This is a genomic window from Mesorhizobium sp. M1A.F.Ca.IN.020.04.1.1, from assembly GCF_003997315.1.
GTDB lineage: Bacteria > Pseudomonadota > Alphaproteobacteria > Rhizobiales > Rhizobiaceae > Mesorhizobium.
Genome location: NZ_RZSN01000072.1, coordinates 1 through 20,662, shown reverse-complemented (window position 1 = coordinate 20,662; position 20,662 = coordinate 1). Strand labels below are relative to the sequence as shown.

The window sequence follows — 20,662 nt, the reverse complement described above, 5'->3', positions numbered from 1 at the left end:
CCGGAGAGAGGGATCAGGTGAGCGTCGTGTCTGCCGTGCTGTCGTCGGGCAGAAGCTTGGCGTCAGCGCCGTCGAAGCAAAGCTCGACCTTCTCGCCGAGGGCGAAATTCTCGCCAGTCAGCGGCGACCGCACGATCGCGGTCGAGCCGTCGCCGAGCTTCACTTCGTATTTCGATCCCGAGCCAAGATAGATCGCCTCGGCGATCGTTCCCGCCAGGCGGTTCTTGCCGTCGGCTTGCCCCGGCCGGCGAATGGCAAGTTTCTCGGGCCGCAGCAGCATCACCGGGCTGACTTCTCCGGCAAGCCGTCGCGGCGCGGCGACCGTCTCGCCGGCAATGGTCAGCGCAGTGCCGGTGCCGTCACTTCCGGCTTCGCCGCGCAGCACCGTGGAGTCGCCGATGAAGCGGCCGACGAACAGCGTTGCCGGCTCGTCATAGAGCTGCCGTCCGGTGCCCACCTGCTCGATCCGGCCACGGTTGAATACGGCGATGCGATCCGACAGCACCAGCGCCTCCTCCTGGTCGTGCGTGACATAGACGAAGGTGGTGCCGAGCTCGCGATGGATGCGCTTGATCTCGAGCTGCAGCCATTCGCGCAGCTTCTTGTCGAGCGCGCCGAGCGGCTCGTCCATGAGGAGCAGCGGCGGGTCGAAGACGATGGCCCGCGCCAGCGCCACGCGCTGCTGCTGGCCGCCCGACAATTCGCTCGGATAGCGATGCGCGAAGTCGCCCATCTTGACCATGTCGAGCGCCTTGGCCACGCGCCGCTTCCGATCGTCCTGCCCAACGCCGCGCAGCGTCAGCGGATAGGCGACGTTGCGGCCAACCGTCATATGCGGGAACAATGCGTAGTGCTGAAAGACGACGCCGATGTTGCGCTTGTGCGCCGGCACGCCGACGACGCTTTGTCCTCCGACCAGCAGCTTGCCGCTCGACACATCCGTGAAACCGGCGATCACATTGAGCGTCGTCGTCTTGCCGGAGCCGCTCGGCCCAAGCAGCGTCATGAACTCGCCGGGCTCGATCCTGAGCGACACGCCGTCCAGCGCCTTGAACGCGCCATAGGCCTTGGTGACGAATTCGAGGTCGATCGCCGCGCCGCGATTGTCCGGTCTTGGGTTCATAGGCGTCCCTTCCGCTCGCGGCCAAGAAGAAGCATGCCGCCGCCGATCAGGATCGTCGTGGCGCACAAAAGGATCGTACCGACGGCAGCGACGGTCGGGTCGGCGTCGCGCGTGATCGAGGAGAAGATCTGCACCGGCAGCGTCTTCAGATAGGGGTTGGTGATGAACAGCGAGACGATGATCTCGTCGAAGGACGTCGCGAAGGCGAACAGCAGGCCCGACAGGATGCCGGGCAGGATCAGCGGCAGCGTCACCGTCCGGAACGTGGTGAGCGCGCCGGCGCCGAGGCTCGCCGCAGCCGTCTCCAGCCGCCTGTCGAACACTTCGAGATTGGCCGACACGGCGATCAGCACGAAGGGCAGCGCCAGGATGGTGTGGGCGAGCACGAAGCCGAGCAGCGTGCCGACGAGTCGCGCATCGAGATAGACGGCATAGATGCCGATGGCCAGCACCACGCCCGGCACAACCATCGGCGTCAGCATCAGCATCCGCAGCAGATTGGCAGGCCGCGCCTTCATACGGTCGAGGCCGAAGGCGGCCAGCGTGCCGAGCACCGTTGCCAGCACCGCCACGATCGAGGCGACCTTCAGGGAATTGAGGAAGCTGGTCGACCATTCTGGATTCGTGACGAAATTCTCGTACCACTGCCAGGAGAAGCCTTGCGGTGGGAAGGAGAGCGACTTGTTGCCGTTGAACGACATCGGCACGACGACCAGCGTCGGCGCCACCAGCCAGATCGCCACCAGCAGGCAGACAAGGGCAAGAACGACACGGGTGAGCGGCTTCATTTCCATCAGCGCCGCCCCGCTTCCCGGTGCCGCGACCGCATCACCGGCGCTGCAAGCGCCAGCAACAGGAAGGTCGTGACCAGCAGCACCACGCCCATCGCGCCGCCGCGTCCCCATTGCAGCAGGCTGAGCACCTGGGTCTGCACCAGTGTCGACAGCATCGTCGAGCGCGGCCCGCCGAGCAGTGCCGGCGTGATGTAGAAGCCCAGCGCCAGGATGAAGACGATGATCGCGCCGGCATAGACGCCCGGCAGCGACAGCGGCAGGTAGACTGTGAAGAAAGCGCGGGACGGCCGGGCGCCAAGGCTTCGCGCCGCCTGCACCAGCCTGAGGTCGATGCCTTTCATCACCGAATAAAGCGGCAGGATCATGAAGGGCAAAAGCACCTGCGCCATGCCGATCACCACGCCCGTCTGGGTGCGGATCAGCCGGATGCCCGCGAAGCCGGCTGATCTCAGCAGCGAGTTGATGACGCCGGAATCCTGCAGCAGGATCACCCAGGAGAGTGTGCGCACCACGCCGCTCACCCAGAAGGGGATCAGCACGCAGAGAACCAGGACGAGCCGCACGCGCGGACCGACCGCGGTCATGAGGTAAGCATAAGGATAAGCGCAAACCACGCAGACCAGCGTCACCCACGCCGAGATGGTGAAGGTGCGCTGGAGCACCGCGAGATTGACGGGCGCACCAAAGAACCAGGCATAGTTCTGCACGCCCCATTCCGGCTCCGAGAGGCTGCGCAGCACGATGGTGAGCAGCGGATAGCCGATCACCGCGGCGAGCAGGATCATGGCCGGCAGCGTGAGCGCGAACGGCCGCCAGGCCCATCCTGCCCGCTTTTCGGCAGTCTGGATCGTCGGTTCGAGCGCGCTCACGGGCCTTGCCTCCGTCAGCTCAGTTGCCGGCCATCAGCGCGGACCACTTCTCCTGCGCGACCGGGAAGTTCTCGACCCAGAACTTGATGTTCTGCTTGTAGCCTTGCTTCTGGCGCTCGGGCGTGTTGGTCAGGAAAGCTGCGACCGACTCGTCAACCTTCGGCTTCGCATCGTTGTTGATCGGCGTGTAGGAGGTCTGCTGCGTGAGAATCTCCTGCGCCTGCTTGCCGAGATAGGCATTCAGCAGCGCATAGGCGGCATCCGTATCCTTGACACCGACGGGGATAGTCATCTGGTCCATCACCACCAGCCAGTCCTGCCAGGCGGGCGCGTATTTGGCGCCGTTCTTGACCGCCGTCATGGCGCGGCCGGTCCACATCATCAGCATGTCGGCTTCGCCGGACTCCGCGAGCTGCTGCGATTCAGCGCCCGTCTTCCAGTAGATCGTGTCCGGGCCGAGCTTGCGAATCACGTCGATGGCTTTGTCGATGTCGGCAGCGGTCATCGCCTTCGGATCGCCGCCCGCCACCTTGAAGGCCTGTTCGAGCAGGCCACCGGTCGGATCGCCGGATCCGTCCAGGGCGCGCACGCCGGGGAACTTTTCGGTGTCGAAGAAGTCAGCCCAGTTCTTGGGCGGGTTATCTTTGTACTTCTCCTTATTGTACATCAGTACGACGCCGTAGTTCATCGCCGGAACCGAGCACTCGCCGACCTGTCCTTCGGGTATCTTCGAGACATCGAGCTTCGAGAGATCGAGCTTCTGGAACAGCTTTCCGCAATGGACGTAAGGCGGCAGATCGCCGGTATCGACCACGTCCCAGGTGACGTTGCCGGATTCGACCTGGGCCTGCAGCTTGGCGATCTCGGTCGGCCCGTCATTGAGCAGCTTGACGCCGGACTTCTCGACGAACTCCTTCAGCGCGGCCACCTGGCCATCCTGATAGATGCCGCCATAGGAGACGAAGGTCAGGGTCTTGCCCTTGAGCGAGCCTTCCTTCACCTCGCCCGCGACAGGCTTTTCCTGTGCGAAGGCGGTGGTTGTCAGCATTCCGAGCGCCAGCACGGCGCCAAGACCTGCAAGTTTCGACTTCAACATAACTCTGACTCTCCCATTATGCCCGCGTTTAATCGGACTACCTGGCCGCGAGCGGTTTCCAGGGCTTGTATTGATCGAGCTCGGCGCGTGCCGAGGTCGGCGGTGCGATGATCCACATCACCTCGGCCCGACCACTGCCGATGTTCTCGCTGCGATGTGGTGTCGATGTCGCGTATTCGATGCTGTCGCCTTCTTCGAGGACGTGGCGGGCGTCGCCAAGAGAGACCTCGACGACACCGCGAAGGACGATCAGCATCTCCTGCGCGTCGCCATGCGTGTAAAGCGCGGAGCCGGTCGAGCCGCCGATATCGAACTCGCCGACATAGACCTCCATGTCGCTCAGCGGCGGGCGGGAAAGCAGCATCTTACGGCAGCCGTTGCTGGGCGGAAGGCTTGGCCGCTCGCTGCGCCGGAGCACGCCATGGTTCTGTGTCGCGCTTTCCTCGAACAGCATCGCGACGCTCACGCCCAACGCCGAAGCCATCTGGTTGAGCGAGGCAGTACTGGCGCCGGTCAGCCCGCGTTCAAGCTGGCTGATGAAGCTGGCGCTCGTTCCGGTCGCTTCCGCTAGGTCACGCAATGATAGACGGCGAGCGAGGCGCAGGGCCTTGAGCCGCACGCCCAGCACCTGCTGCGCATGAGCTGCAGCCGTGCCGGCACCGATCGCCGCCGGAGCCTGGCCGTCCTCCGAAGCCTCGCGCATCCCGTTTTCCTCCACTTAACACCTTGTACAGTACCACTGTACAGCTGGCAATAGGGGGCGGATGCCATTTCCACGGTCCCATGGCGGGGAACGGAAGCCGATCAAAAAATTAAGCATTCAACGGCAGTATCGAATGTCGGCCGGCAAGATGTCGTACAGCAAGGACCATTGTCGATCTGCTGAGCGGGAAGGGATTGCGATATGTCATCCTGGCTAAGAAAAGGACCGTTGATGCTCGTGCGCAGCCTGCTGATGCTGGCTGTCTTGGCGATCGGCACTCTGACCGCACGGGCGTTGGAACCGGCCAGCTATCCGGAGCCGCCGGACTCCGTAGCTTTCACCGTTCAGAAGGACGGCAAGCAGATCCCGGTCACACTGAGGCAGTTGGAAAAGCTCGGCCTCTACAAAGTCATCACCACAAGTCCTTTCGAGCAAGGGCAATTGACGTTTGAAGGCGTCCTGTTCCGAGACGTGCTTAAGTCCCTGGGATTGGCAGATAGGGATTCCGTCACTCTAAGGGCCGCGGACGATTACGTGCAGGTGATTCCGCACGAGGATTGGACGGAAGGTCCTCTGCTTCTTGCGACGCGCCAGGACGGGGAGTTGCTCACCCGACGAACACAAGGTCCGACCCGCTTGGTCTATCCTCTCAAGGATTTCCCCGCCTTCGACACGCCGATCCGCAAACCGCGATGGATTTGGCTGATCAAGACGATCGAGTCCGACAACTGACCGGCTGGTAGGCCTCCATGGTGGGATCTCGACTGAGAGGCTGGCGCATTCCGCTTACCTATGGCAGTGCCATAGGGCTGGCGGCGGTCGGTTCCGCGATCCTCATCGTCATGCTGTTTGTCAGTATCAGCAAGATCGAGTCTTCGCTGCCCCGGTTCGGGTTCTTCGCCATCCGCGAATTCCATATTGCCATACGCGACGTGACCCACCTGAGGGATATGATCTCGCTTGCTGAGGTCGCGCCCAACTCTCAGGCGAGCCTAGATCATCTGGCCGCTGCAAACGACCTGGTTTACATCCGCTTCAAGCGGGTCGACGGCGGCGAAACGATCAGCGCAATTCCCGCATATGCAGGCATCGTGCCGCGCGTGAACGACGCGGTAACGCGGCTCGACGCCGTGATCGCGGCGGGGCTCCCGTTCGATCAGCAGCGCTTGAAGGAACTGGGTCTGGAACTGGAGCAGATCGTCGGCCGGATGAACGACGAGTACTACAAATACGGCGAGGGCGTTAACGCCGATCTCTATGCGTCGGAAGTCAGCCTGAATCGGTTCAACTATCAGATAGCCTTTGCTCTGACGATCCTGTCGCTGCTGGCAATCGGGACGGCGGTTCTGTTCATCGGGCGCCGGGAAACGATAAAGAAGCTGGAATTTCTCGCCTGGCGCGACGCGACCACCGGACTGAAGAATCGTGCCTGGATGGCAGCCAACAGGGACGCCATGCTGGACCGGGCGAGGGAGACCGGTAGGCAGCTTCAGCTGCTCCTGATCGATCTCGACCATTTCAAGAGCGTGAACGACACCTTCGGCCACCACGTCGGCGATCTGCTGCTGAAGGCGGTTGCCGAGGTCCTTCAGTCGGTCGAGCGGCCCGGCGACGTAGCCGCCGTGCGATTGGGCGGAGACGAATTCGCCATCATGGCTATTGCCGATCGGAATGATCATGACGATTTGGGGCAACGTCTGCGCGAACGGCTGAACAGGTTCGCAGAGTTGGAGGGCCATCAGGTGCGCATTGGCGCCAGCATCGGCATGGCATGTTTCCCTCAGCACGGTTCCGATATTTCCACGTTGCTGCACAGTGCCGATAGCGCTCTCTACACGGCAAAGGCCGACGGGCGGTCCGGTTTCGTGACGTTTTCGCCCGCGATCCTCAGTCAGATCGACATGCAGCTCGGTGAAGAAGCGGCCATCAAGCGGGCCCTCAATTGCGACGAGTTCTTCCTGGTCTGGCAATCCCAGTTCGAGCTGGCGACCGGCCGCATGATCGGGGCCGAGGCGCTGGTCCGCTGGCACGACCCGGTCTCGGGAGCGGTTCGTGCGCCGGCATCGTTCATTCCGATCGCGGAACGAAGTGAGCTGATACTGGAACTCGACAAGATGGTTCTGGGCAAGGCTTGCGAGCAAGCCGCCCGATGGATGCCTATTTCCACCGAAGAGTTCATCTGCTCGGTCAACGTCTCCGGAAGAAGCCTCCAGACCGATGCCTATCTGACGCATCTCACCGAGACGCTGCGGCAAACGGGGTTGCTTCCATCGCGTCTGCAGTTGGAGATCACTGAAGGGATATTCATCCAGAACAGCCGCAATGCCCTGGAGAGTATCGGCAAGATTAGAAACCTCGGAGTGAGCCTGGCACTCGACGATTTTGGGTCAGGTTATGCGAGCTTCGGATACCTTGCCGATTTCGACTTGAACCAATTAAAGATCGATCGCTCGTTCCTCAGCGATCTGGCTTCCTCCACGAAGAAACAGAACGTGGTCCGAGGCATCATCGCGCTGGCCAATTCGCTAAGCCTGACCGTTGTTGCGGAAGGGGTGGAGAACGAAGCCCAACTCGACTTCCTGATCCACGAACACTGTCACGGCGCACAAGGGTTCTTTATGTCGGAGCCTGTTGAGGCAAGGTTGATGACCAACTATCTCGTCGCAAGGCAGGGTGGCGCCAAAACAGATGGAAAAACTCGAGCCGAGTCTCTTCGCTTGGGCCCATCCATGCTGCGGAAAGTCGCCAAGCAGGGCCGCAAGACCGCCGATTGAATCAGGGCTCAGCCCTCGCCGGAAAGATCCCTCCGCGCCTTGTCCAGCTCCTCGGCGTAGCGCCGCATCAGATGGCTTTCAGTGAGCAGGCCAAGCACGATGCGGTCGTCGAAATCCTCAACGACCGCTAGCTCTTCAGCGCCGGCGCGCTGAAAGGTCTCCGCGGCGGACTGGACGTTCATCGACGGCACCAGCACCGCATCCTTGAACTGCGCGAGCGCCTGCACCGGAGTCTCGCCGTCTGAGAGGTCACTGTGCAGTTCGGCCACGAGCAGCACGCCGACATAGTGCCGGCCCCCTTCGACGGCGATGACGCGCTGCGCCGAGCCGAGCGGGATCTCCTTGCGGAACTCGGCCAAGGTAATCGAAGCATCGATAGTACGGACGTCCTTGCGCATCATCGACCCGACATTGAGGCTGCGCATCCAGCCGACGTCGTGGGCGCTGCGGATCGTCTCGCCGCGCAGATGGAAGCGCCAGGTCGAGAAGGAGTAGCCGAAGGTCTCGCGGACCAGGATGGCCGACATGATCGACGCTGCCAGCACCACGCCGGTGAGCGTCAGGTCCCGCGTCGATTCCAGCGCGAGAAAAGTCATGGTCAGCGGGCCGCCGACGACACCGACGGCAAGCGAGGTCATGCCGACGACGGCGGCGACCGCCGGATCGAGCGCGGTTGAGGGCGCGGCCATCACCATGACGCCGGCAAAGACCTTGCCGAGCAGCGCCCCCAGAAACAGCGAGGCGAAGAACAGACCGCCGCGGAAACCGGAGCCGAGCGAGATCGCCGAGGCAGCAAGCTTCAGCACGAAGACGCTGGCCACCACGGGAAGCGCGTAGTTCATGGCGAACTCGCGGTGGAGCGCGCCGTGTCCGCTGGACAGCACCTGCGGCGTGACCAGCCCGAGCAGCCCGACAACGATGCCGCCGATGAAAGGTCTGACGGAAGCGTCGATCGCCAGCCGCACAAAGACGCGCTCGATAAGGCTTACCAGATGCATGATTGCGATGGACGCCGCCCCGCCGAGCAGTCCCAGCAGCAGGAACGGCACATACTGGCTGGCGGTCAGCGTCGGCAGGCCGGAAAGTTCCAGTGGAAACGGCACGCCGCCGAACATCTCAGCCGTCAGCGAGGCGGCGATCGCCGCCGTCATGACCGGCGCCACATTGGCCACCGAGTAGATGCCGATGACCAGTTCGAAGCCGTAGAAGGCACCCGTCAACGGCGCGTCGAAGGCGGCAGCGATCGCGCCGGCGGCGCCGCAGCCGACCAGGATGCGCACGTCGTTGCGGCGCAGCCGGAAGGCGCGCGCCAGCCGCGAGGCGATGCCGGAACCAACCTGCGTATAACCGGCTTCCAGACCGACCGAGGCGCCGAAGCCGCTGGAGATCATGGTCTGGCCGACGATGATGAACGTATCGGTGAGCGACATGCGCCCACCGTAGAGCGCGTTGGCTTCGATCGCCGGAAACATCGCCTGCACCGGGCTGGCCAGCGAAAACATCGCCGAAAGACGCCCGCCCGGCTGCACGTCAAAGAGCAGGAAGTGCATGGCTTGCACCAGCGCGCTCATGCCGGTGACCAGGGCGCCCGCGATCATGCCGACCATCCCCGCCATCAGCACAATGACGATGCCGCGCGCCTCGAGCACGGGGATGGAATTGATCAGCACCGCCCGAAGCCGGCGGGCGTAGACTTGCGGTTCGTTTATGGCAGGCAACGGAGCGGCTCGCCGGTATGCGGAGGATGGATGCTGCCGCGCCTGATACGCCCGACGGCATGGAGTGGCAACCGCAATGCCGACCGCTTGTGGCGCCATTTTGGCGTTGCGTCGATTAGCGAGGGTCGGGCCGGCTACCCTCGCTGCGAGAACGGGAGAATGTCACTGATCGAAGATGGTCAGCGGCCCGCAATCGTCCCCCGCGACGAAGGTCGCCAGCAGCTCCCCCGGCTCCGTTGCGCTCGCCTTCTCCGCGAACAGATGCACCGTGCCCGGCGGCTCGAACCAGGTCTATCCTTTGGCGGCAATTCCTTCGTCCCTCACACAGCCAGGCGGAAGTCGGGCCGCCAGCCGAGTTCGCTGACGGCCTTGTCGGTCGCGACATGGCCGTTCGGCTCGGCGATGTTGAAGGTGCCCGGCGCACCGCGCTCGACGGCAAGCAGCGCCGCATAAGCAGCGGCATCGACATGCACGGCCGGATCGGCCGCAATCTCAGCTCCGGTGCCGGGACCATAGAGATGTCCATAGCGCAGCACGATGCCTGTCATGCTCGAGCCTCGAGAACCTGGCGTTCGAGCGCGATCACGCCGCCGACGCTGATGCCGCGGCCGCCTTCGGCGCCGCTGTCGAGCGGATCGGTTTCGGCATGCGGCTCGGGTCCGGGCGCATAGGCCCAGGCGATGCTCTGCGCGATCAGGCGACGGGCGCCGGCCGACGTCGCGGCCTCGACCAGATTGCGGGTCCCCTCGTCGCGGACGCGCGCGTTTCCGATGATGGACTCGCCCATCCTATTGGGATCGAGTCCGGCCGGCAGATCGGTAAGCTGATGGATCACGACCTCCGGCTTCACCTCGGCGGCCGCCGCAAGCAGGTCGCCGGCATCGAACACATCAATCACCACCGGGCTGGCCCCGATCGCGCGGAGCTCCTCGGCCTTCTCGGCCCGGCGCGTTGTCGCAGCTACCTGATGGCCGGCAGCGACCAGTTGCGGGATCAGGCGGCGGCCGATCGCGCCGGAACCACCAGCAAGAAAGATGCGATAGCCCATCGTCTTCCATTCCATCTTGCGATAATATCAGAGTTCGAACAACATATAAGAGCTCTTACATCGTGCTCAAGCAGAAACCGGAAATTCCGGCCCCTGGCAAAGGCAAGCGCGGCGAGGATGGTTATCTCGGCTACCTGCTGCGCCAGGCCGCCGGCGCCTACAGGCTGCGGGTCGAGCGGGCGCTGGATGAGTTCGGCGTCACGCAGCCGCAATTCGCGACGCTGACCATGCTGTCGGCCTATCCAGGCATCTCCAATGCCGACCTCGCCCGGCTCGCGGTGCTGACGCCGCAGACGGTGAGCGTGATCGTCGGCAATCTGGAAAAGGCCGGTTCCGTGGTCCGCAGGCCGCATGCGGTGCACGGGCGCATCCAGCACCTTGATCTTAGCGACAGCGGCCGTGCCTTGCTGAACAAATGTCGCGAGCGGGTGCAGCGGCTTGAACGCGAGCTGACCGCCGCACTTTCGGCCAACGAAGAGCGCGCCGTCCGGCGCTGGCTGGTCGCCGTCTCGATCGCGGACACGGCCGGTTAGATCGCAGCACCCCCGCCCGCTTCATAGAGCGCCAGCTTCCGATCCCCAATGCCGAGTTCCGCCCAGCTCGCGCGCCATTCGGCTATATGCGCTGACTTGAAATGCGCCTCGAGCGCCGCACGATCCCGCCAGGCTTCCGAGACATGGATCAGGCCGGGATCGAGAACATCCTGCGCATAGGAATATGCGAGGCAGCCGGCCTCGGCGCGACTCGCTGAAATCATTCGTCCCATCGCCGGCCTTGCCTGCTCGAGCCTGTCGGGTGGCAGCCGAATCGTGCCGATGATGAGGAGCATGCGCCTTTCCTTTCGCCAGCCGGCTCAAATCCCGTAGCCCCTCTCCCACCTTCGCGCAAGCTTGACCGGTTAACGGTCGGGAGCCTGCCTTTGCACTGGGCAAGTCTGGATTCGAGGACGATATGGCGATCAGCGAAACAATCCCGTCCGGCCTGGCGGCCAAGAATGGCCGCGACGTTTTCTTCGCGCTCGGCATCGTCGTCATCCTGGCGGTGCTGTTCCTGCCGATCCCGGCCTTTCTCATCGATATCGGCCTTGCCTTCTCGATCGCGCTCTCGGTGCTGATCCTGATGGTGGCGCTCTGGATCCAGCGGCCGCTGGATTTCTCCTCCTTCCCGACCGTGCTGCTCATCGCCACGATGCTCAGGCTCTCGCTCAACATCGCCACCACGCGCATGATCCTGTCGCATGGCAATGAGGGCACGCATGCCGCCGGTTACGTCATCTCGGGTTTCTCGAAGCTGGTGATGTCGAGCGACTTCGTCATCGGCCTCATCGTCTTCATGATCCTGATCGTGGTGAACTTCATCGTCATCACCAAGGGCGCCACCCGCATCGCCGAAGTCGGTGCGCGCTTCACCCTCGACGCCATCCCCGGCAAGCAGATGTCGATCGACGCCGACCTTTCCGCCGGAATGATCGACGAGAAGACGGCGCAGCTTCGCCGCCGCGAATTGGAAGAAGAATCCTCCTTCTTCGGCTCGATGGACGGCGCGTCGAAATTCGTGCGCGGCGACGCCATCGCCGGCCTCATCATCACCGCCATCAACATCGTCGGCGGCATCGCCATCGGCTATCTGCGCCACGGCATGGGCCTCGGCCAGGCGGCCGACGTCTTCATCAAGCTGTCGGTCGGCGACGGCCTCGTCACCCAGATCCCGGCCCTCATCGTCTCGCTCGCCGCCGGCATGCTCGTCTCCAAGGGCGGCACGCGGGGCTCCGCCAATCAGGCGGTGTTCGGCCAGCTCGGCGCGCATCCGCGCGCGCTCTATGTCGCGGCCTCGCTGCTCGTCATCCTCGGCCTTATGCCCGGTCTGCCGCTATTCCCGTTCTTTGCCCTTGCCGGCGCCATGGCCGGCCTCGGCTACGTCATCCCGCTGCGCCACAACCGCGCGCTGGCGGCAGCCGAAGCGCAGAAGAACAAGGAGAAGGCCGACAAGGTCGAGGAGGAGAAGAATTCGGTCAAGGCCTCGCTTGCGACTGCCGAGATCGAGCTGCTGATCGGCAAGCAGCTCTCGACCAGGCTGCTGGTCGCACATCAGGAGCTGGTGTTCCGCATGTCGAAGATGCGCAAGAAATTCGCCCAGCAATATGGGTTCGTGGTGCCGGAGGTGCGCGTCGCCGACGACTTCGCCATCCCGCCGAAGAGCTATCAGATCAAGGTCCACGGCACCGTCGTTGCCGAATACCAGATGCGCGTCGGCGAAATCATGGTGCTGCTTGGCACCCGCGGCGTGCCCGACATCCCCGGTGAGGAAATCCGCGAGCCGGCTTTCGGCATGCGCGCCTATTCGGTGCTGGAAACCTTCGCCGAAGATCTGAAGCGCGAGAACTACACCTTTGCCGACAACATGTCGGTGCTGCTCACCCACCTCTCCGAGGTGATCCGCAACAACCTGCCGCAGCTTCTGTCGTACAAGGACATGAAGGCGCTGCTCGAGCGGCTGGACCCCGAGTACCGCAAGCTCGCCGACGAGATCTGCACCTCGCACATCTCCTATCCCGGCCTGCAGGCGGTGCTGAAGCTTCTGCTTGCCGAGCGTGTCTCAATCCGCAACCTGCACCTGATCATCGAGGCCATCGCCGAGATCGCGCCGCATGTGCGCCGCACCGAGCAGATCGTCGAGCATGTCCGCATCCGCATGGCGCAGCAGATCTGCGGCGATCTCTCCGAGGGCGGCATGCTCAAGGTGCTGCGCCTCGGCAACCGATGGGACCTCGCCTTTCACCAGAGCCTCAAGCGCGATGCCAAGGGCGAGGTGCGCGAGTTCGACATCGATCCGCGCCAGCTCGAGGAATTCGGCCAGGACGCCACCAAGGCGATCCGCAAGCATCTCGAAGCCGGCGAGCGCTTCGTGCTGGTCACCGCGCCGGACGCGCGGCCTTATGTGCGCATGATCATCGAGCGGCTGTTCACCACGCTGCCCGTGCTCAGCCACGTCGAGATCGCCAAGGGCGTCGAAATCAAGGTGCTCGGAACGATCTCGTGAACGCGCTCTCGCAAGGCGTCGTCATCGCCGCCTTCCTCGCCTTCTGCCGCATCGGCGCCTGTTTCATGCTGATGCCCGGCCTATCGAGCGCCCGCGTGCCTCTCCAGGTCCGGCTGTTCGTGTCGATCGCCGCCACCGGCGGCCTGCTCGCCTTCCTCTGGGACCGCATCTATCCCTATGTCGACCCGCGCCCGCAGGTTCTGGTGCCGATGATCGTTTCCGAGCTTCTGGTCGGCGGGCTGATCGGCGCCATGACCAAGCTCTATATGGAAGCGCTGCGGTTCATGGGCTCGGCCATCGCCATGATGATCGGCTATGGCGGCTCAGGCGGCCCGGCGATCGAGGAGCCGGAGCCGCAGGCTGCGCTCGCCGCCATCATCTCGTTCTCGGCGCTGCTCCTGCTTTTCGTCTTCGATTTCGACCACGAGATCGTGCGCGCGCTGGTCGCCTCCTACACGGTTGCTCCGGTCAATGTATTCTTCAACCCGCAGGCGGCGCTGGTCGACGTCACCGACACGGTGTCGGACGCCTTCTTCCTGGTCATCCGGCTCGGCAGTCCCTTCGTCGCCTACGCCATTCTGGTCAATTTGACGATCGGCTTCGTCAACAAGCTGACGCCGCAGATCCCGGTGTATTTCATCTCGCTGCCCTTCGTCATCGCCGGCGGGCTGATCATCTTCTACTTTGCCATCGGCACCTTGCTGTCGTTGTTCGTCGACGGCTTTGTCGACCTGACGCTAGCGAGGTAGCCGCGATGGCCTCGCGCAAGGACAGACTGAAGAAGTTGGTCAAGGTGCAGGAGCAGTTGAAGGCGGTGCACGAAACCCGTCATGCCGGCTTCCTCTCCGCGGCCGCGGCGGCCGAATCGGAAGCAAAGGAACTCATCGGGCATTTCGACGCTGACAGCTCGCTGGCCGGCCTGTTCCCGGAACTTTACCATCGCCGGATTGCGAACGCGCTCGGCCAACAAAAACAGAATCTTGAAAGCGCCCGGGAGGAGGCGACGTTGATCGCCGCCGCGACCGCGCGGACCAACATGGTCGAGCGCGCCTATAGGGACGCTCGCCGCCGCGACGAGCGCGAACGCTCAGACCGCGAGCGGCTGGACCTCATTGCCCAGAAGCGGGGACATGACTAGGGCAATCAGGAAAAGCATGAAACGGTTGGGCTCGGCGACGTCGCCGTGGCCTCCCGTCCGGACTTGCGTCAAACCAAGAAGATAGAGCGGTGGATCCGGCGCGCGGCGAACGAGGCTGTCAGATGCCGGTCGCCGTCGTGCCGACCGACTTGGCCGCCCCGATCCGCTCCCAGCGCCTGCCATTGCCCTGCGCCTGCCGGGCGAAATAGTTGTAGGGCGTGCTGGACCAATCACGGACCGCGCTGGTGAGGTTGTCGAGCACCAGGTCGCCCTCGTTGGTGCGCACCGTCAGCACCGTGTGTCCCTCGCCGTGATAGCTTGCCACGGTCAACAGCAGCGCCGAGGCCGGCCAGCCGCGCTTCATCAGTTCGAGCTTCTTCAGTATCGCGATATCCTCGCAATCGCCGGACACGGTCGGCACGCGCCAGTCGTCGTTCTTGCCGACAACGGCTCGATCACTGACCTCGGTAATACGTGAATTGACCGAAAGGTTGATCTCGTTCAATTGCGCGCTGAGCTGAGGCCGCAGGGCGACGACCTTTGTTCCGCCGGCCGTGCTGCAGAGGCTGGGTTGGCGGCTGCAGAACGAATAGAAGGCCGGCGGTGGAAACGCCTTGCCTTTGGTTTGCATCGCCGTTCCGGCCTGGGCGGCAAATGGCCAAGCAACCGACAGCAGAAATGCGATCAGCACGACATCGCTTTTCACGATCAACGTCTCCAAGGCGTGGTCTCGAGGATGAGGGGGCGGGGTTAATTAGTCGTTTTCAAACCCCGAATTGCGCCGGCGGCAGGGCAAACGCCGTTAAAATATTAATACCTGCTAAAATAAGATTTGAGCTTGTACGAAGCTACGGAGGGGTTCGGCCGAACGATCGATCGATGAGGTGACTCTCTGGCGGCGGGCGCGCCGCCGCTTGGAGCGGGCTGCACTGCACCTCGCCATCCCCGCAAGCCTGCCACAAGCTTGTTGCGTCATTGTGCAACGGACAAAAACCGGCAAAAGGCAGTGCTTTCTTGGCGATTTCACCTCCCAGCGACATCGTGATGGACGTCGCCCGTGCGGCGGAGCCGGCCGACGTCGAGGCCGCGCGGGCAGCACTCGCGAGGCGGGCCGGCGGGGCCGGGGAGACCTTCTCGATCGACCAGACTGCCTCGGTCGAGGCGGGCTCGGTGCTCTCGCGCGCCGCTGCCGACAAGGCCGAGGCGGCAAATCCGGCTAAAAAGTTCCAGCGCTTCGAGGCGATGGTGCTGACCACTTTCATCCAGAACATGATGCCTAAGGACACCGAGGGCGTTTACGGCAAGGGTCTGGCCGGCGACATGTGGAAATCGCAGCTTGCCGAAAAGGTAGCCGATGTCATGGCCGCGCATGGCGGGATCGGCATCGCCAGATCGATGCTTGCCGACCATTATCTGGACGGCAAACACAAGGTGCCGGTCGGGTCCGTTGGGGGCGGACCGGAGAAAGCCGAGATCGACCAGCAGACCAGGCTTTCGACCTCCCTGGTCGACGAGCTCGAGCGTAAGGCCGCCCGGTCTATGACCGGTGACGACACAACCATAAAAACGGACATCAAGATCTAGGGACCTACATGGCCGACCAAACGGACCTTTCCAACCTGCCTGCACGAACCACCGCCGCGGAAGCACCGATCGCAGCTGCACGGCCTGGCAACCTCGCCGCCATCATCGGCCGGATCGAGGAGGCGGTGGACGAGGAGACGGCGGGTATCCGCAGCGGCACCAGCTACGACCTCAAGGCCTCGAATGCCCGCAAAAGCCGCTATCTCTACGAACTGACCCGCGCGCTGAAGGGCGCCAATGAGATCGAGTTCCTCGAGCAGCATCGCGAGGGGCTGGCGCGGCTGCGCCAGAAGCTGGCAAAGAACGAGGCGGCTATCCTTGCCCATCTCAATGCCGTCAACGAGGTCGCCACGCTGTTGAAGAACGCCATCCAGCGCGCCGATGCCGACGGCACCTACTCGGCAGGCGAATTCGGATACGCCCGGGCTTGAATGAGATGACTGCGGAGCAAGGTAGGATCCGGTGATCAAGTTCCTCGCCGCAGCGCTCTGGATCTGCGCCGTAACGCTCGGCGCCGTGTTTTATTCCTTCCAGGCGGCGGGCGAGCGCGGCGTCGGTGAGCCGCCGAAGCCGATGCTGGGCGGTCTAGACTACGTCAAGACCGACATCATTTCGGTGCCGCTCATCCGCGATGCCAAGATCGACGGCTATTTTCTCACGAAGCTCGTCTACACAGTGGAGCCGGATCAGATAAAGAAACTATCGATCCCGGCGCCGGCGATCATCACCGATCAGGTCTATTCCTACCTCTATTCCAATCCGCAGATCGATTTCACCAAGAAGGACACGATCGATCTCGATGCTTTCCGCAAAGCGATCCGCGATACCGTCAACGCCCGCGTCGGCGTCGAGCTGGTGCATGACGTGCTGATCGACCAGGTCAACTTCCTGTCCAAGGACGAAATCCGCGACAACGCCATCCGCCGCCGCAAAACTGCCGGCGAGACCGCGCAAGCGATGACCAAGCCGTTCCAGCCGGAGCATTGATCCGCTCTCGGCGATCGACTGGCGGGGTCACACCCTCGTCTGGTGATGCGACATGCCGCATGGCAGCCACGTTGACGTAAACGTCAACCCGAAGCTATATGCGCCGATGGCTGTCGCCGCGCTGCCGCGCGACGCGGCGCTTCGCCCAGCGGCCAAGGCCGGTGCGCGTCAAACGCAACCAAACGAGGAGAACCGCCATGGGCGTTCAGGAGATTGCCGACAAGATCAGGTCGCAGGTGGCAAGCGCCGGCTTCGAGCATTCGGTCAAGTTCGACACCGGCAGCGACGGCGTCATCGTGATCGACGGCGCGACCGTTTCGACCGCCGATGCCCCGACCGACTGCACGATCAAGCTCTCGCTCGACGATCTCGATTCGCTGATCGCCGGCGACCTCAACCCGACCATGGCCTTCATGGCCGGCAAGCTGAAGGTCGAGGGCGACATGACGGTCGCCATGGCGCTCAGCCAGTTGCTCGGCTGACCGGCAGCCAACTATTTTAGAAGAGCGATGCGGCGCCGCGTTTTTGAACGCGCGCCGCCGCATTGGTATGCCTCCGACAGTCAGGCGACGAAATCCAGCGCCTTGACCTTGCGGCCGGCTGCCTTGATCGTGCCCGCGGCCCCGTCGAGCGAGCCCTCCTTCAGCTCGAGCGCCAGCAGGCGGTGCCGCTCATAGGGCCCAGGCATGGCGAGCGAGCCGGTGCGGTCGGCCGAAAAACCGAACCGCCCGTAATAGGGCGCATCGCCGACGAGCAGGATCGCGCCGTGACCGAGCCGCGCAGCCTCGCCGATCGCGTGCCGCATCAGCGCCGAGCCGATGCCGCCGCTCTTCAGGCCCGGCTCGACTGCCAGCGGCCCAAGCAGGAGCGCTGCCGGACCGCACTCGCCCAGCGTCACGTCCCACAGCCGAACCGTGCCGACGACCGCGCCCGACGGGTCGCGCGCGACAAAGGCCAGGCCTTCCGACGGCCGGCGGCCACGCCGCAGTTTCTCGGACGACTTCTTCCTGCGCTTCGGCCCCATGGCGCGGTCGAGCAGCGCTTCGCGCGCCTGCATATCACCGATGCCTTCGGCAATGATGACGAAGGCCGGCGCAATCTCCCCCCTCGAGCGGGAGATGTCGCCAAAGGCGACAGAGGGGGTCGTTGCGCATGTAATACCGGCGCCCAGCGTGACGAGAAGCGGCGCTGGCGCTCCACGCGCGACGCCCCCCTCTGACCGCTGCGCGGCCATCTCCCCCTCGAGGGGGGAGACCCGGCGCGCGGCGCCCTCGATGATGAAATCTGCAAAGTCCATTTCCGCGATCCTTCACGAGCGGAGATCTGTTCCACAAGCGAGCTCCGGCGGGCGATGTCGCCCACGCCGGTTGATCTGAAGGCTCGCGCCTTCAGATCACGTAGGATCGGAGAGGCTCGAAGCCGTTGAAGGCGACCGACGAATAGGTGGTCGTGTAGGCGCCGGTACCTTCGATCAGCACCTCGTCGCCGATGGTGAGCGACAGCGGCAGCGGATAAGGCGTCTTCTCGTAGAGCACATCGGCCGAATCGCAGGTCGGGCCGGCGAGCACGCAAGGCGCGGTCTCCGATCCGTCGCGCGGCGTCACGATCGGATAGCGGATCGCCTCGTCCATGGTCTCGGCGAGGCCCCCGAACTTGCCGATGTCGAGGAACACCCAGCGCACATTGTCATTGTCGGCCTTCTTCGAGATCAGCACGACTTCCGACTTGATGACGCCGGCATTGCCGACCATGCCGCGACCCGGCTCGATGATCGTCTCGGGCAGCGCGTTGCCGAAATGCTTGCGCAGCGCCGAGAAGATCGCCTGGCCATAGGCCTGCGCCGCCGGCACGTCCTTCAGGTAACGGGTCGGGAAACCGCCGCCCATGTTGACCATCTTCAAGACGATGCCTTCCTCGGCGAGCGTGGCGAACACCTTCTTGGCATCGCCCAGCGCGCGGTCCCAAGCCGAGAGATCGGTCTGCTGCGAGCCGACATGGAACGACACGCCATAAGCGTCGAGGCCGAGCGCCTTGGCATGTCGCAGCACATTCACCGCCATTGCCGGCACGCAGCCGAACTTGCGCGACAGCGGCCATTCGGCACCCTCGCCGTCGGTGAGCACGCGGCAGAACACGCGCGAGCCCGGGGCGGCGCGGGCGATCTTCTCGACCTCCTCAACGCAATCCACGGCGTAGAGGCGGATGCCGAGCTGGTAGGCGCGCGCAATGTCGCGCTCCTTCTTGATGGTGTTGCCGAAGGAAATGCGATCCGCCGGCGCGCCGGCATCCATCGCCATCTCGACCTCGGCAACCGATGCGGTGTCGAAGGACGAGCCCATCGCAGCAAGCAGGCGCAGGATCTCCGGCGCCGGGTTTGCTTTCACCGCATAGTAGATCTTGGAATCGGGCAACGCCTTCTCGAAGGCGCGGAAATTGTCGCGCACGACATCGAGGTCGACGACGAGGCAGGGGCCATTCGGACGTCGGGTGGCGAGAAAGTCAAGGATGCGCTGGCTGGCCATCGAGGTCTCTCCATCTGCGCCTTTCGGCGCGCACGAAGGCTGCGGGACGCGGGCGCTCGGCCTCGCGAACTCGCGGTGGACAAAGGCGGGACGGAAAATCCATGGAACCAGCCGGTGGAGACCCCGGAACCACGGATCGCCGTCTCGCGGCGGTGAACCTGGCCTTGCCCGGCCTCGGTTCGCTTTGTCTGCCTTGGCTTGGATGGGAGGACCCGTCCGCACTGCCGGCAATGAAGGTGTGCCTCTTCAGTAACCCCGGTCTTTGGACGACCGGCAGACACCAGAAAGGCCCGCACCGTCGTTGCTTCAAGGTGTCCTCGGTCTTGTGGTTGGCCACTGACCGACTGGAGGGGTTGGCTCCAGTTACCTTACCGATTGCCCTCACCATTCGAGGATCGGCGGACACCCACAGGCACGTGCGACTTTGGGCAAGCGCGATATAAGAGCGAAGGGTTTCACAATCAATAAAAATCGTCAGCGCCGGTTGTAAAAATTGCGGCATCGAACAATGTTTGTGGACCGTATTCGGAAATCGAACAATGCCAGGCACCCACGGCCCTCTCAACGCCTTCCTCGATCTGCGCCAAATGCCCGTGGCCAATGCGGAATTTGGCCCGCTGGCCGGCCTGCGCCTGGCCGTGAAGGACATCTATGACGTCGCCGGCTATCGCACCGGCTGCGGCAACCCGCGCAAGTTCGAACAGGCTCACGCCGCCGCGCGTACGGCCGAGGCCGTGCAGTTGATTCTCGATGCCGGTGCGCGATTCGTCGGCAAGACGCAAACCGACGAGCTCGCCTTCTCGCTGTTCGGCCAGAATTCGCATTTCCCGTTTCCGGTGAACGCAGCCGCTCCGGATCGCGTGACCGGCGGCTCCTCGTCAGGTTCGGCGGCCGCGGTCGCCGGCGGCCTTGCCGACATCGCCGTCGGCTCCGACACCGGCGGCTCGATCCGCGCGCCGGCGAGCTTCTGCGGGTTGATCGGGCTGCGTACCAGTCACGGCCGGATATCGCTCGAGGGCGCCATGAAGCTCGCGCCGAGCTTCGACACTTTCGGCTGGTTCGCCGGCGACATAAAAACTTACGAATTGGTCGGCAAGCTTCTGCTCGGGCGCGATCCACACCAGCATCCGCTCAACCGCCCGCTGTCGATCGGCTGGCTCGATGCCTTTGTCTCCGGGCCGACGGAAGCCGCCGAATATGCGCGGGTGAAGGCACAGGCAGCAGCCGTCGTCGGCGAGCCGACCGAAACCGAACACGCCTTCCCCTC

At 63.8% G+C, this 20,662-nt stretch carries 23 protein-coding genes; 11 read left to right on the top strand and 12 right to left on the bottom strand.

Features of this window, described 5'->3' with window-relative positions; translation table 11 throughout:
* Window positions 1-13: 13 nt before the first annotated feature.
* From EOA49_RS16290 to EOA49_RS16270, 5 genes are read right to left on the bottom strand one after another with little or no spacing between them, the layout of a single operon-like run.
* Complete coding sequence (locus tag EOA49_RS16290) at window positions 14-1,123, bottom strand: ABC transporter ATP-binding protein (RefSeq protein ID WP_127240427.1); 1,110 nt, start codon at window positions 1,121-1,123, stop codon at window positions 14-16.
* Window positions 1,120-1,917 (bottom strand): ABC transporter permease, encoded by a 798-nt coding sequence (locus tag EOA49_RS16285; RefSeq protein ID WP_127240426.1) that lies wholly within the window; start codon window positions 1,915-1,917, stop codon window positions 1,120-1,122. The genes EOA49_RS16290 and EOA49_RS16285 overlap by 4 nt, the downstream gene beginning before the upstream one ends.
* Complete coding sequence (locus EOA49_RS16280) at window positions 1,917-2,786, bottom strand: ABC transporter permease (RefSeq protein WP_095800452.1); 870 nt, start codon at window positions 2,784-2,786, stop codon at window positions 1,917-1,919. Before EOA49_RS16280 ends, EOA49_RS16285 begins: the two co-directional genes overlap by 1 nt.
* Before the next feature lie 19 nt (window positions 2,787-2,805).
* Window positions 2,806-3,882 carry an extracellular solute-binding protein gene (locus EOA49_RS16275; protein ID WP_067326018.1) on the bottom strand — a complete coding sequence of 359 codons (1,077 nt, stop codon included), beginning with the start codon at window positions 3,880-3,882 and terminating at the stop codon, window positions 2,806-2,808.
* A 37-nt stretch (window positions 3,883-3,919) separates the two neighbouring features.
* Window positions 3,920-4,585 (bottom strand): XRE family transcriptional regulator, encoded by a 666-nt coding sequence (locus tag EOA49_RS16270; RefSeq protein ID WP_095781141.1) that lies wholly within the window; start codon window positions 4,583-4,585, stop codon window positions 3,920-3,922.
* 231 nt (window positions 4,586-4,816) lie between these two features.
* Between EOA49_RS16270 and EOA49_RS16265 the strand changes: the two genes are divergently transcribed.
* Complete coding sequence (locus EOA49_RS16265; protein ID WP_067326015.1) at window positions 4,817-5,317, top strand: molybdopterin-dependent oxidoreductase; 501 nt, start codon at window positions 4,817-4,819, stop codon at window positions 5,315-5,317.
* A 17-nt stretch (window positions 5,318-5,334) separates the two neighbouring features.
* Window positions 5,335-7,359, top strand: a complete 2,025-nt coding sequence (locus EOA49_RS16260; protein ID WP_127240425.1) for a bifunctional diguanylate cyclase/phosphodiesterase — start codon at window positions 5,335-5,337, stop codon at window positions 7,357-7,359.
* Between the two features lie 8 nt (window positions 7,360-7,367).
* Here EOA49_RS16260 and EOA49_RS16255 read toward each other — a convergent pair whose 3' ends face one another.
* The 3 genes from EOA49_RS16255 to EOA49_RS16250 form a co-directional block, all read right to left on the bottom strand.
* Window positions 7,368-9,077, bottom strand: a complete 1,710-nt coding sequence (locus EOA49_RS16255; protein WP_164746738.1) for a chloride channel protein — start codon at window positions 9,075-9,077, stop codon at window positions 7,368-7,370.
* Window positions 9,078-9,397: 320 nt separating this feature from the next.
* Window positions 9,398-9,625: a hypothetical protein gene (locus tag EOA49_RS33515; protein ID WP_245460692.1), complete on the bottom strand. Its 228-nt coding sequence runs from the start codon at window positions 9,623-9,625 to the stop codon at window positions 9,398-9,400.
* Window positions 9,622-10,125: an NAD(P)-dependent oxidoreductase gene (locus tag EOA49_RS16250; RefSeq protein ID WP_245460690.1), complete on the bottom strand. Its 504-nt coding sequence runs from the start codon at window positions 10,123-10,125 to the stop codon at window positions 9,622-9,624. Before EOA49_RS16250 ends, EOA49_RS33515 begins: the two co-directional genes overlap by 4 nt.
* Before the next feature lie 62 nt (window positions 10,126-10,187).
* Between EOA49_RS16250 and EOA49_RS16245 the strand changes: the two genes are divergently transcribed.
* On the top strand, window positions 10,188-10,658 hold the full coding sequence (locus tag EOA49_RS16245) for a MarR family transcriptional regulator (protein WP_127240423.1): 471 nt from the start codon (window positions 10,188-10,190) through the stop codon (window positions 10,656-10,658).
* Here EOA49_RS16245 and EOA49_RS16240 read toward each other — a convergent pair.
* Window positions 10,655-10,954, bottom strand: a complete 300-nt coding sequence (locus tag EOA49_RS16240; RefSeq protein WP_127240422.1) for a putative quinol monooxygenase — start codon at window positions 10,952-10,954, stop codon at window positions 10,655-10,657. The two genes, EOA49_RS16245 and EOA49_RS16240, sit on opposite strands and share 4 nt — an antisense overlap.
* Before the next feature lie 122 nt (window positions 10,955-11,076).
* Here EOA49_RS16240 and flhA point away from each other — a divergent pair, with 122 nt between their 5' ends.
* Genes flhA through EOA49_RS16225 form a run of 3 tightly spaced genes read left to right on the top strand, consistent with a single transcriptional unit; the run spans window position 11,077 to window position 14,302 of the window.
* The gene (gene flhA, locus EOA49_RS16235) at window positions 11,077-13,164 is read left to right on the top strand and encodes a flagellar biosynthesis protein FlhA (RefSeq protein WP_067326003.1); all 2,088 of its coding nucleotides are present in this window, start codon (window positions 11,077-11,079) and stop codon (window positions 13,162-13,164) included.
* A complete protein-coding gene (gene fliR / locus EOA49_RS16230) occupies window positions 13,161-13,913 on the top strand; it encodes a flagellar biosynthetic protein FliR (protein ID WP_127240421.1) in 753 nt (250 codons plus the stop codon). Before flhA ends, fliR begins: the two co-directional genes overlap by 4 nt.
* Window positions 13,914-13,918: 5 nt before the next feature.
* A complete protein-coding gene (locus EOA49_RS16225; RefSeq protein WP_067325997.1) occupies window positions 13,919-14,302 on the top strand; it encodes a hypothetical protein in 384 nt (127 codons plus the stop codon).
* A 118-nt stretch (window positions 14,303-14,420) separates the two neighbouring features.
* Here EOA49_RS16225 and EOA49_RS16220 read toward each other — a convergent pair whose 3' ends face one another.
* Complete coding sequence (locus EOA49_RS16220) at window positions 14,421-15,014, bottom strand: transglutaminase-like cysteine peptidase (RefSeq protein ID WP_245460689.1); 594 nt, start codon at window positions 15,012-15,014, stop codon at window positions 14,421-14,423.
* A 302-nt stretch (window positions 15,015-15,316) separates the two neighbouring features.
* Here EOA49_RS16220 and EOA49_RS16215 point away from each other — a divergent pair, with 302 nt between their 5' ends.
* The 4 genes from EOA49_RS16215 (at window position 15,317) to EOA49_RS16200 (ending at window position 17,355) form a co-directional block, all read left to right on the top strand.
* Window positions 15,317-15,886, top strand: coding sequence for a rod-binding protein (locus tag EOA49_RS16215; RefSeq protein ID WP_245460687.1), 570 nt, complete (start codon window positions 15,317-15,319; stop codon window positions 15,884-15,886).
* Window positions 15,887-15,894: 8 nt separating this feature from the next.
* Complete coding sequence (locus EOA49_RS16210) at window positions 15,895-16,317, top strand: hypothetical protein (protein ID WP_067325992.1); 423 nt, start codon at window positions 15,895-15,897, stop codon at window positions 16,315-16,317.
* Between the two features lie 31 nt (window positions 16,318-16,348).
* Window positions 16,349-16,873: a hypothetical protein gene (locus tag EOA49_RS16205; protein WP_067325989.1), complete on the top strand. Its 525-nt coding sequence runs from the start codon at window positions 16,349-16,351 to the stop codon at window positions 16,871-16,873.
* Window positions 16,874-17,070: 197 nt separating this feature from the next.
* Complete coding sequence (locus EOA49_RS16200; RefSeq protein WP_067327050.1) at window positions 17,071-17,355, top strand: SCP2 sterol-binding domain-containing protein; 285 nt, start codon at window positions 17,071-17,073, stop codon at window positions 17,353-17,355.
* Window positions 17,356-17,435: 80 nt separating this feature from the next.
* Here the strand turns inward: EOA49_RS16200 and EOA49_RS16195 are convergent, their stop codons facing one another.
* Window positions 17,436-17,930: an N-acetyltransferase gene (locus EOA49_RS16195; protein ID WP_127241517.1), complete on the bottom strand. Its 495-nt coding sequence runs from the start codon at window positions 17,928-17,930 to the stop codon at window positions 17,436-17,438.
* A 331-nt stretch (window positions 17,931-18,261) separates the two neighbouring features.
* Complete coding sequence (odc2, locus tag EOA49_RS16190) at window positions 18,262-19,395, bottom strand: ornithine/lysine decarboxylase (RefSeq protein ID WP_127241515.1); 1,134 nt, start codon at window positions 19,393-19,395, stop codon at window positions 18,262-18,264.
* A 539-nt stretch (window positions 19,396-19,934) separates the two neighbouring features.
* Here odc2 and EOA49_RS16185 point away from each other — a divergent pair.
* Window positions 19,935-20,662: amidase family protein (locus EOA49_RS16185; RefSeq protein ID WP_245460686.1), on the top strand; the 728-nt coding region annotated here is incomplete at its 3' end.

Bases quoted from the DNA above. Each gene is read 5' to 3' on its own strand.
- EOA49_RS16225 (WP_067325997.1), top strand. From the start codon at position 13,919: ATGGCCTCGCGCAAGGACAGACTGAAGAAGTTGGTCAAGGTGCAGGAG.
- EOA49_RS16290 (WP_127240427.1), bottom strand. From the start codon at position 1,123: ATGAACCCAAGACCGGACAATCGCGGCGCGGCGATCGACCTCGAATTC.
- odc2 (WP_127241515.1), bottom strand. From the start codon at position 19,395: ATGGCCAGCCAGCGCATCCTTGACTTTCTCGCCACCCGACGTCCGAAT.
- EOA49_RS16265 (WP_067326015.1), top strand. From the start codon at position 4,817: ATGCTCGTGCGCAGCCTGCTGATGCTGGCTGTCTTGGCGATCGGCACT.
- EOA49_RS16210 (WP_067325992.1), top strand. From the start codon at position 15,895: ATGGCCGACCAAACGGACCTTTCCAACCTGCCTGCACGAACCACCGCC.
- EOA49_RS16275 (WP_067326018.1), bottom strand. From the start codon at position 3,882: ATGTTGAAGTCGAAACTTGCAGGTCTTGGCGCCGTGCTGGCGCTCGGA.
- EOA49_RS16260 (WP_127240425.1), top strand. From the start codon at position 5,335: ATGGTGGGATCTCGACTGAGAGGCTGGCGCATTCCGCTTACCTATGGC.
- EOA49_RS16285 (WP_127240426.1), bottom strand. From the start codon at position 1,917: ATGGAAATGAAGCCGCTCACCCGTGTCGTTCTTGCCCTTGTCTGCCTG.
- EOA49_RS16270 (WP_095781141.1), bottom strand. From the start codon at position 4,585: ATGCGCGAGGCTTCGGAGGACGGCCAGGCTCCGGCGGCGATCGGTGCC.
- EOA49_RS16240 (WP_127240422.1), bottom strand. From the start codon at position 10,954: ATGCTCCTCATCATCGGCACGATTCGGCTGCCACCCGACAGGCTCGAG.
- EOA49_RS16195 (WP_127241517.1), bottom strand. From the start codon at position 17,930: ATGCAGGCGCGCGAAGCGCTGCTCGACCGCGCCATGGGGCCGAAGCGC.
- EOA49_RS33515 (WP_245460692.1), bottom strand. From the start codon at position 9,625: ATGACAGGCATCGTGCTGCGCTATGGACATCTCTATGGTCCCGGCACC.
- flhA (WP_067326003.1), top strand. From the start codon at position 11,077: ATGGCGATCAGCGAAACAATCCCGTCCGGCCTGGCGGCCAAGAATGGC.
- EOA49_RS16250 (WP_245460690.1), bottom strand. From the start codon at position 10,125: ATGGGCTATCGCATCTTTCTTGCTGGTGGTTCCGGCGCGATCGGCCGC.
- EOA49_RS16200 (WP_067327050.1), top strand. From the start codon at position 17,071: ATGGGCGTTCAGGAGATTGCCGACAAGATCAGGTCGCAGGTGGCAAGC.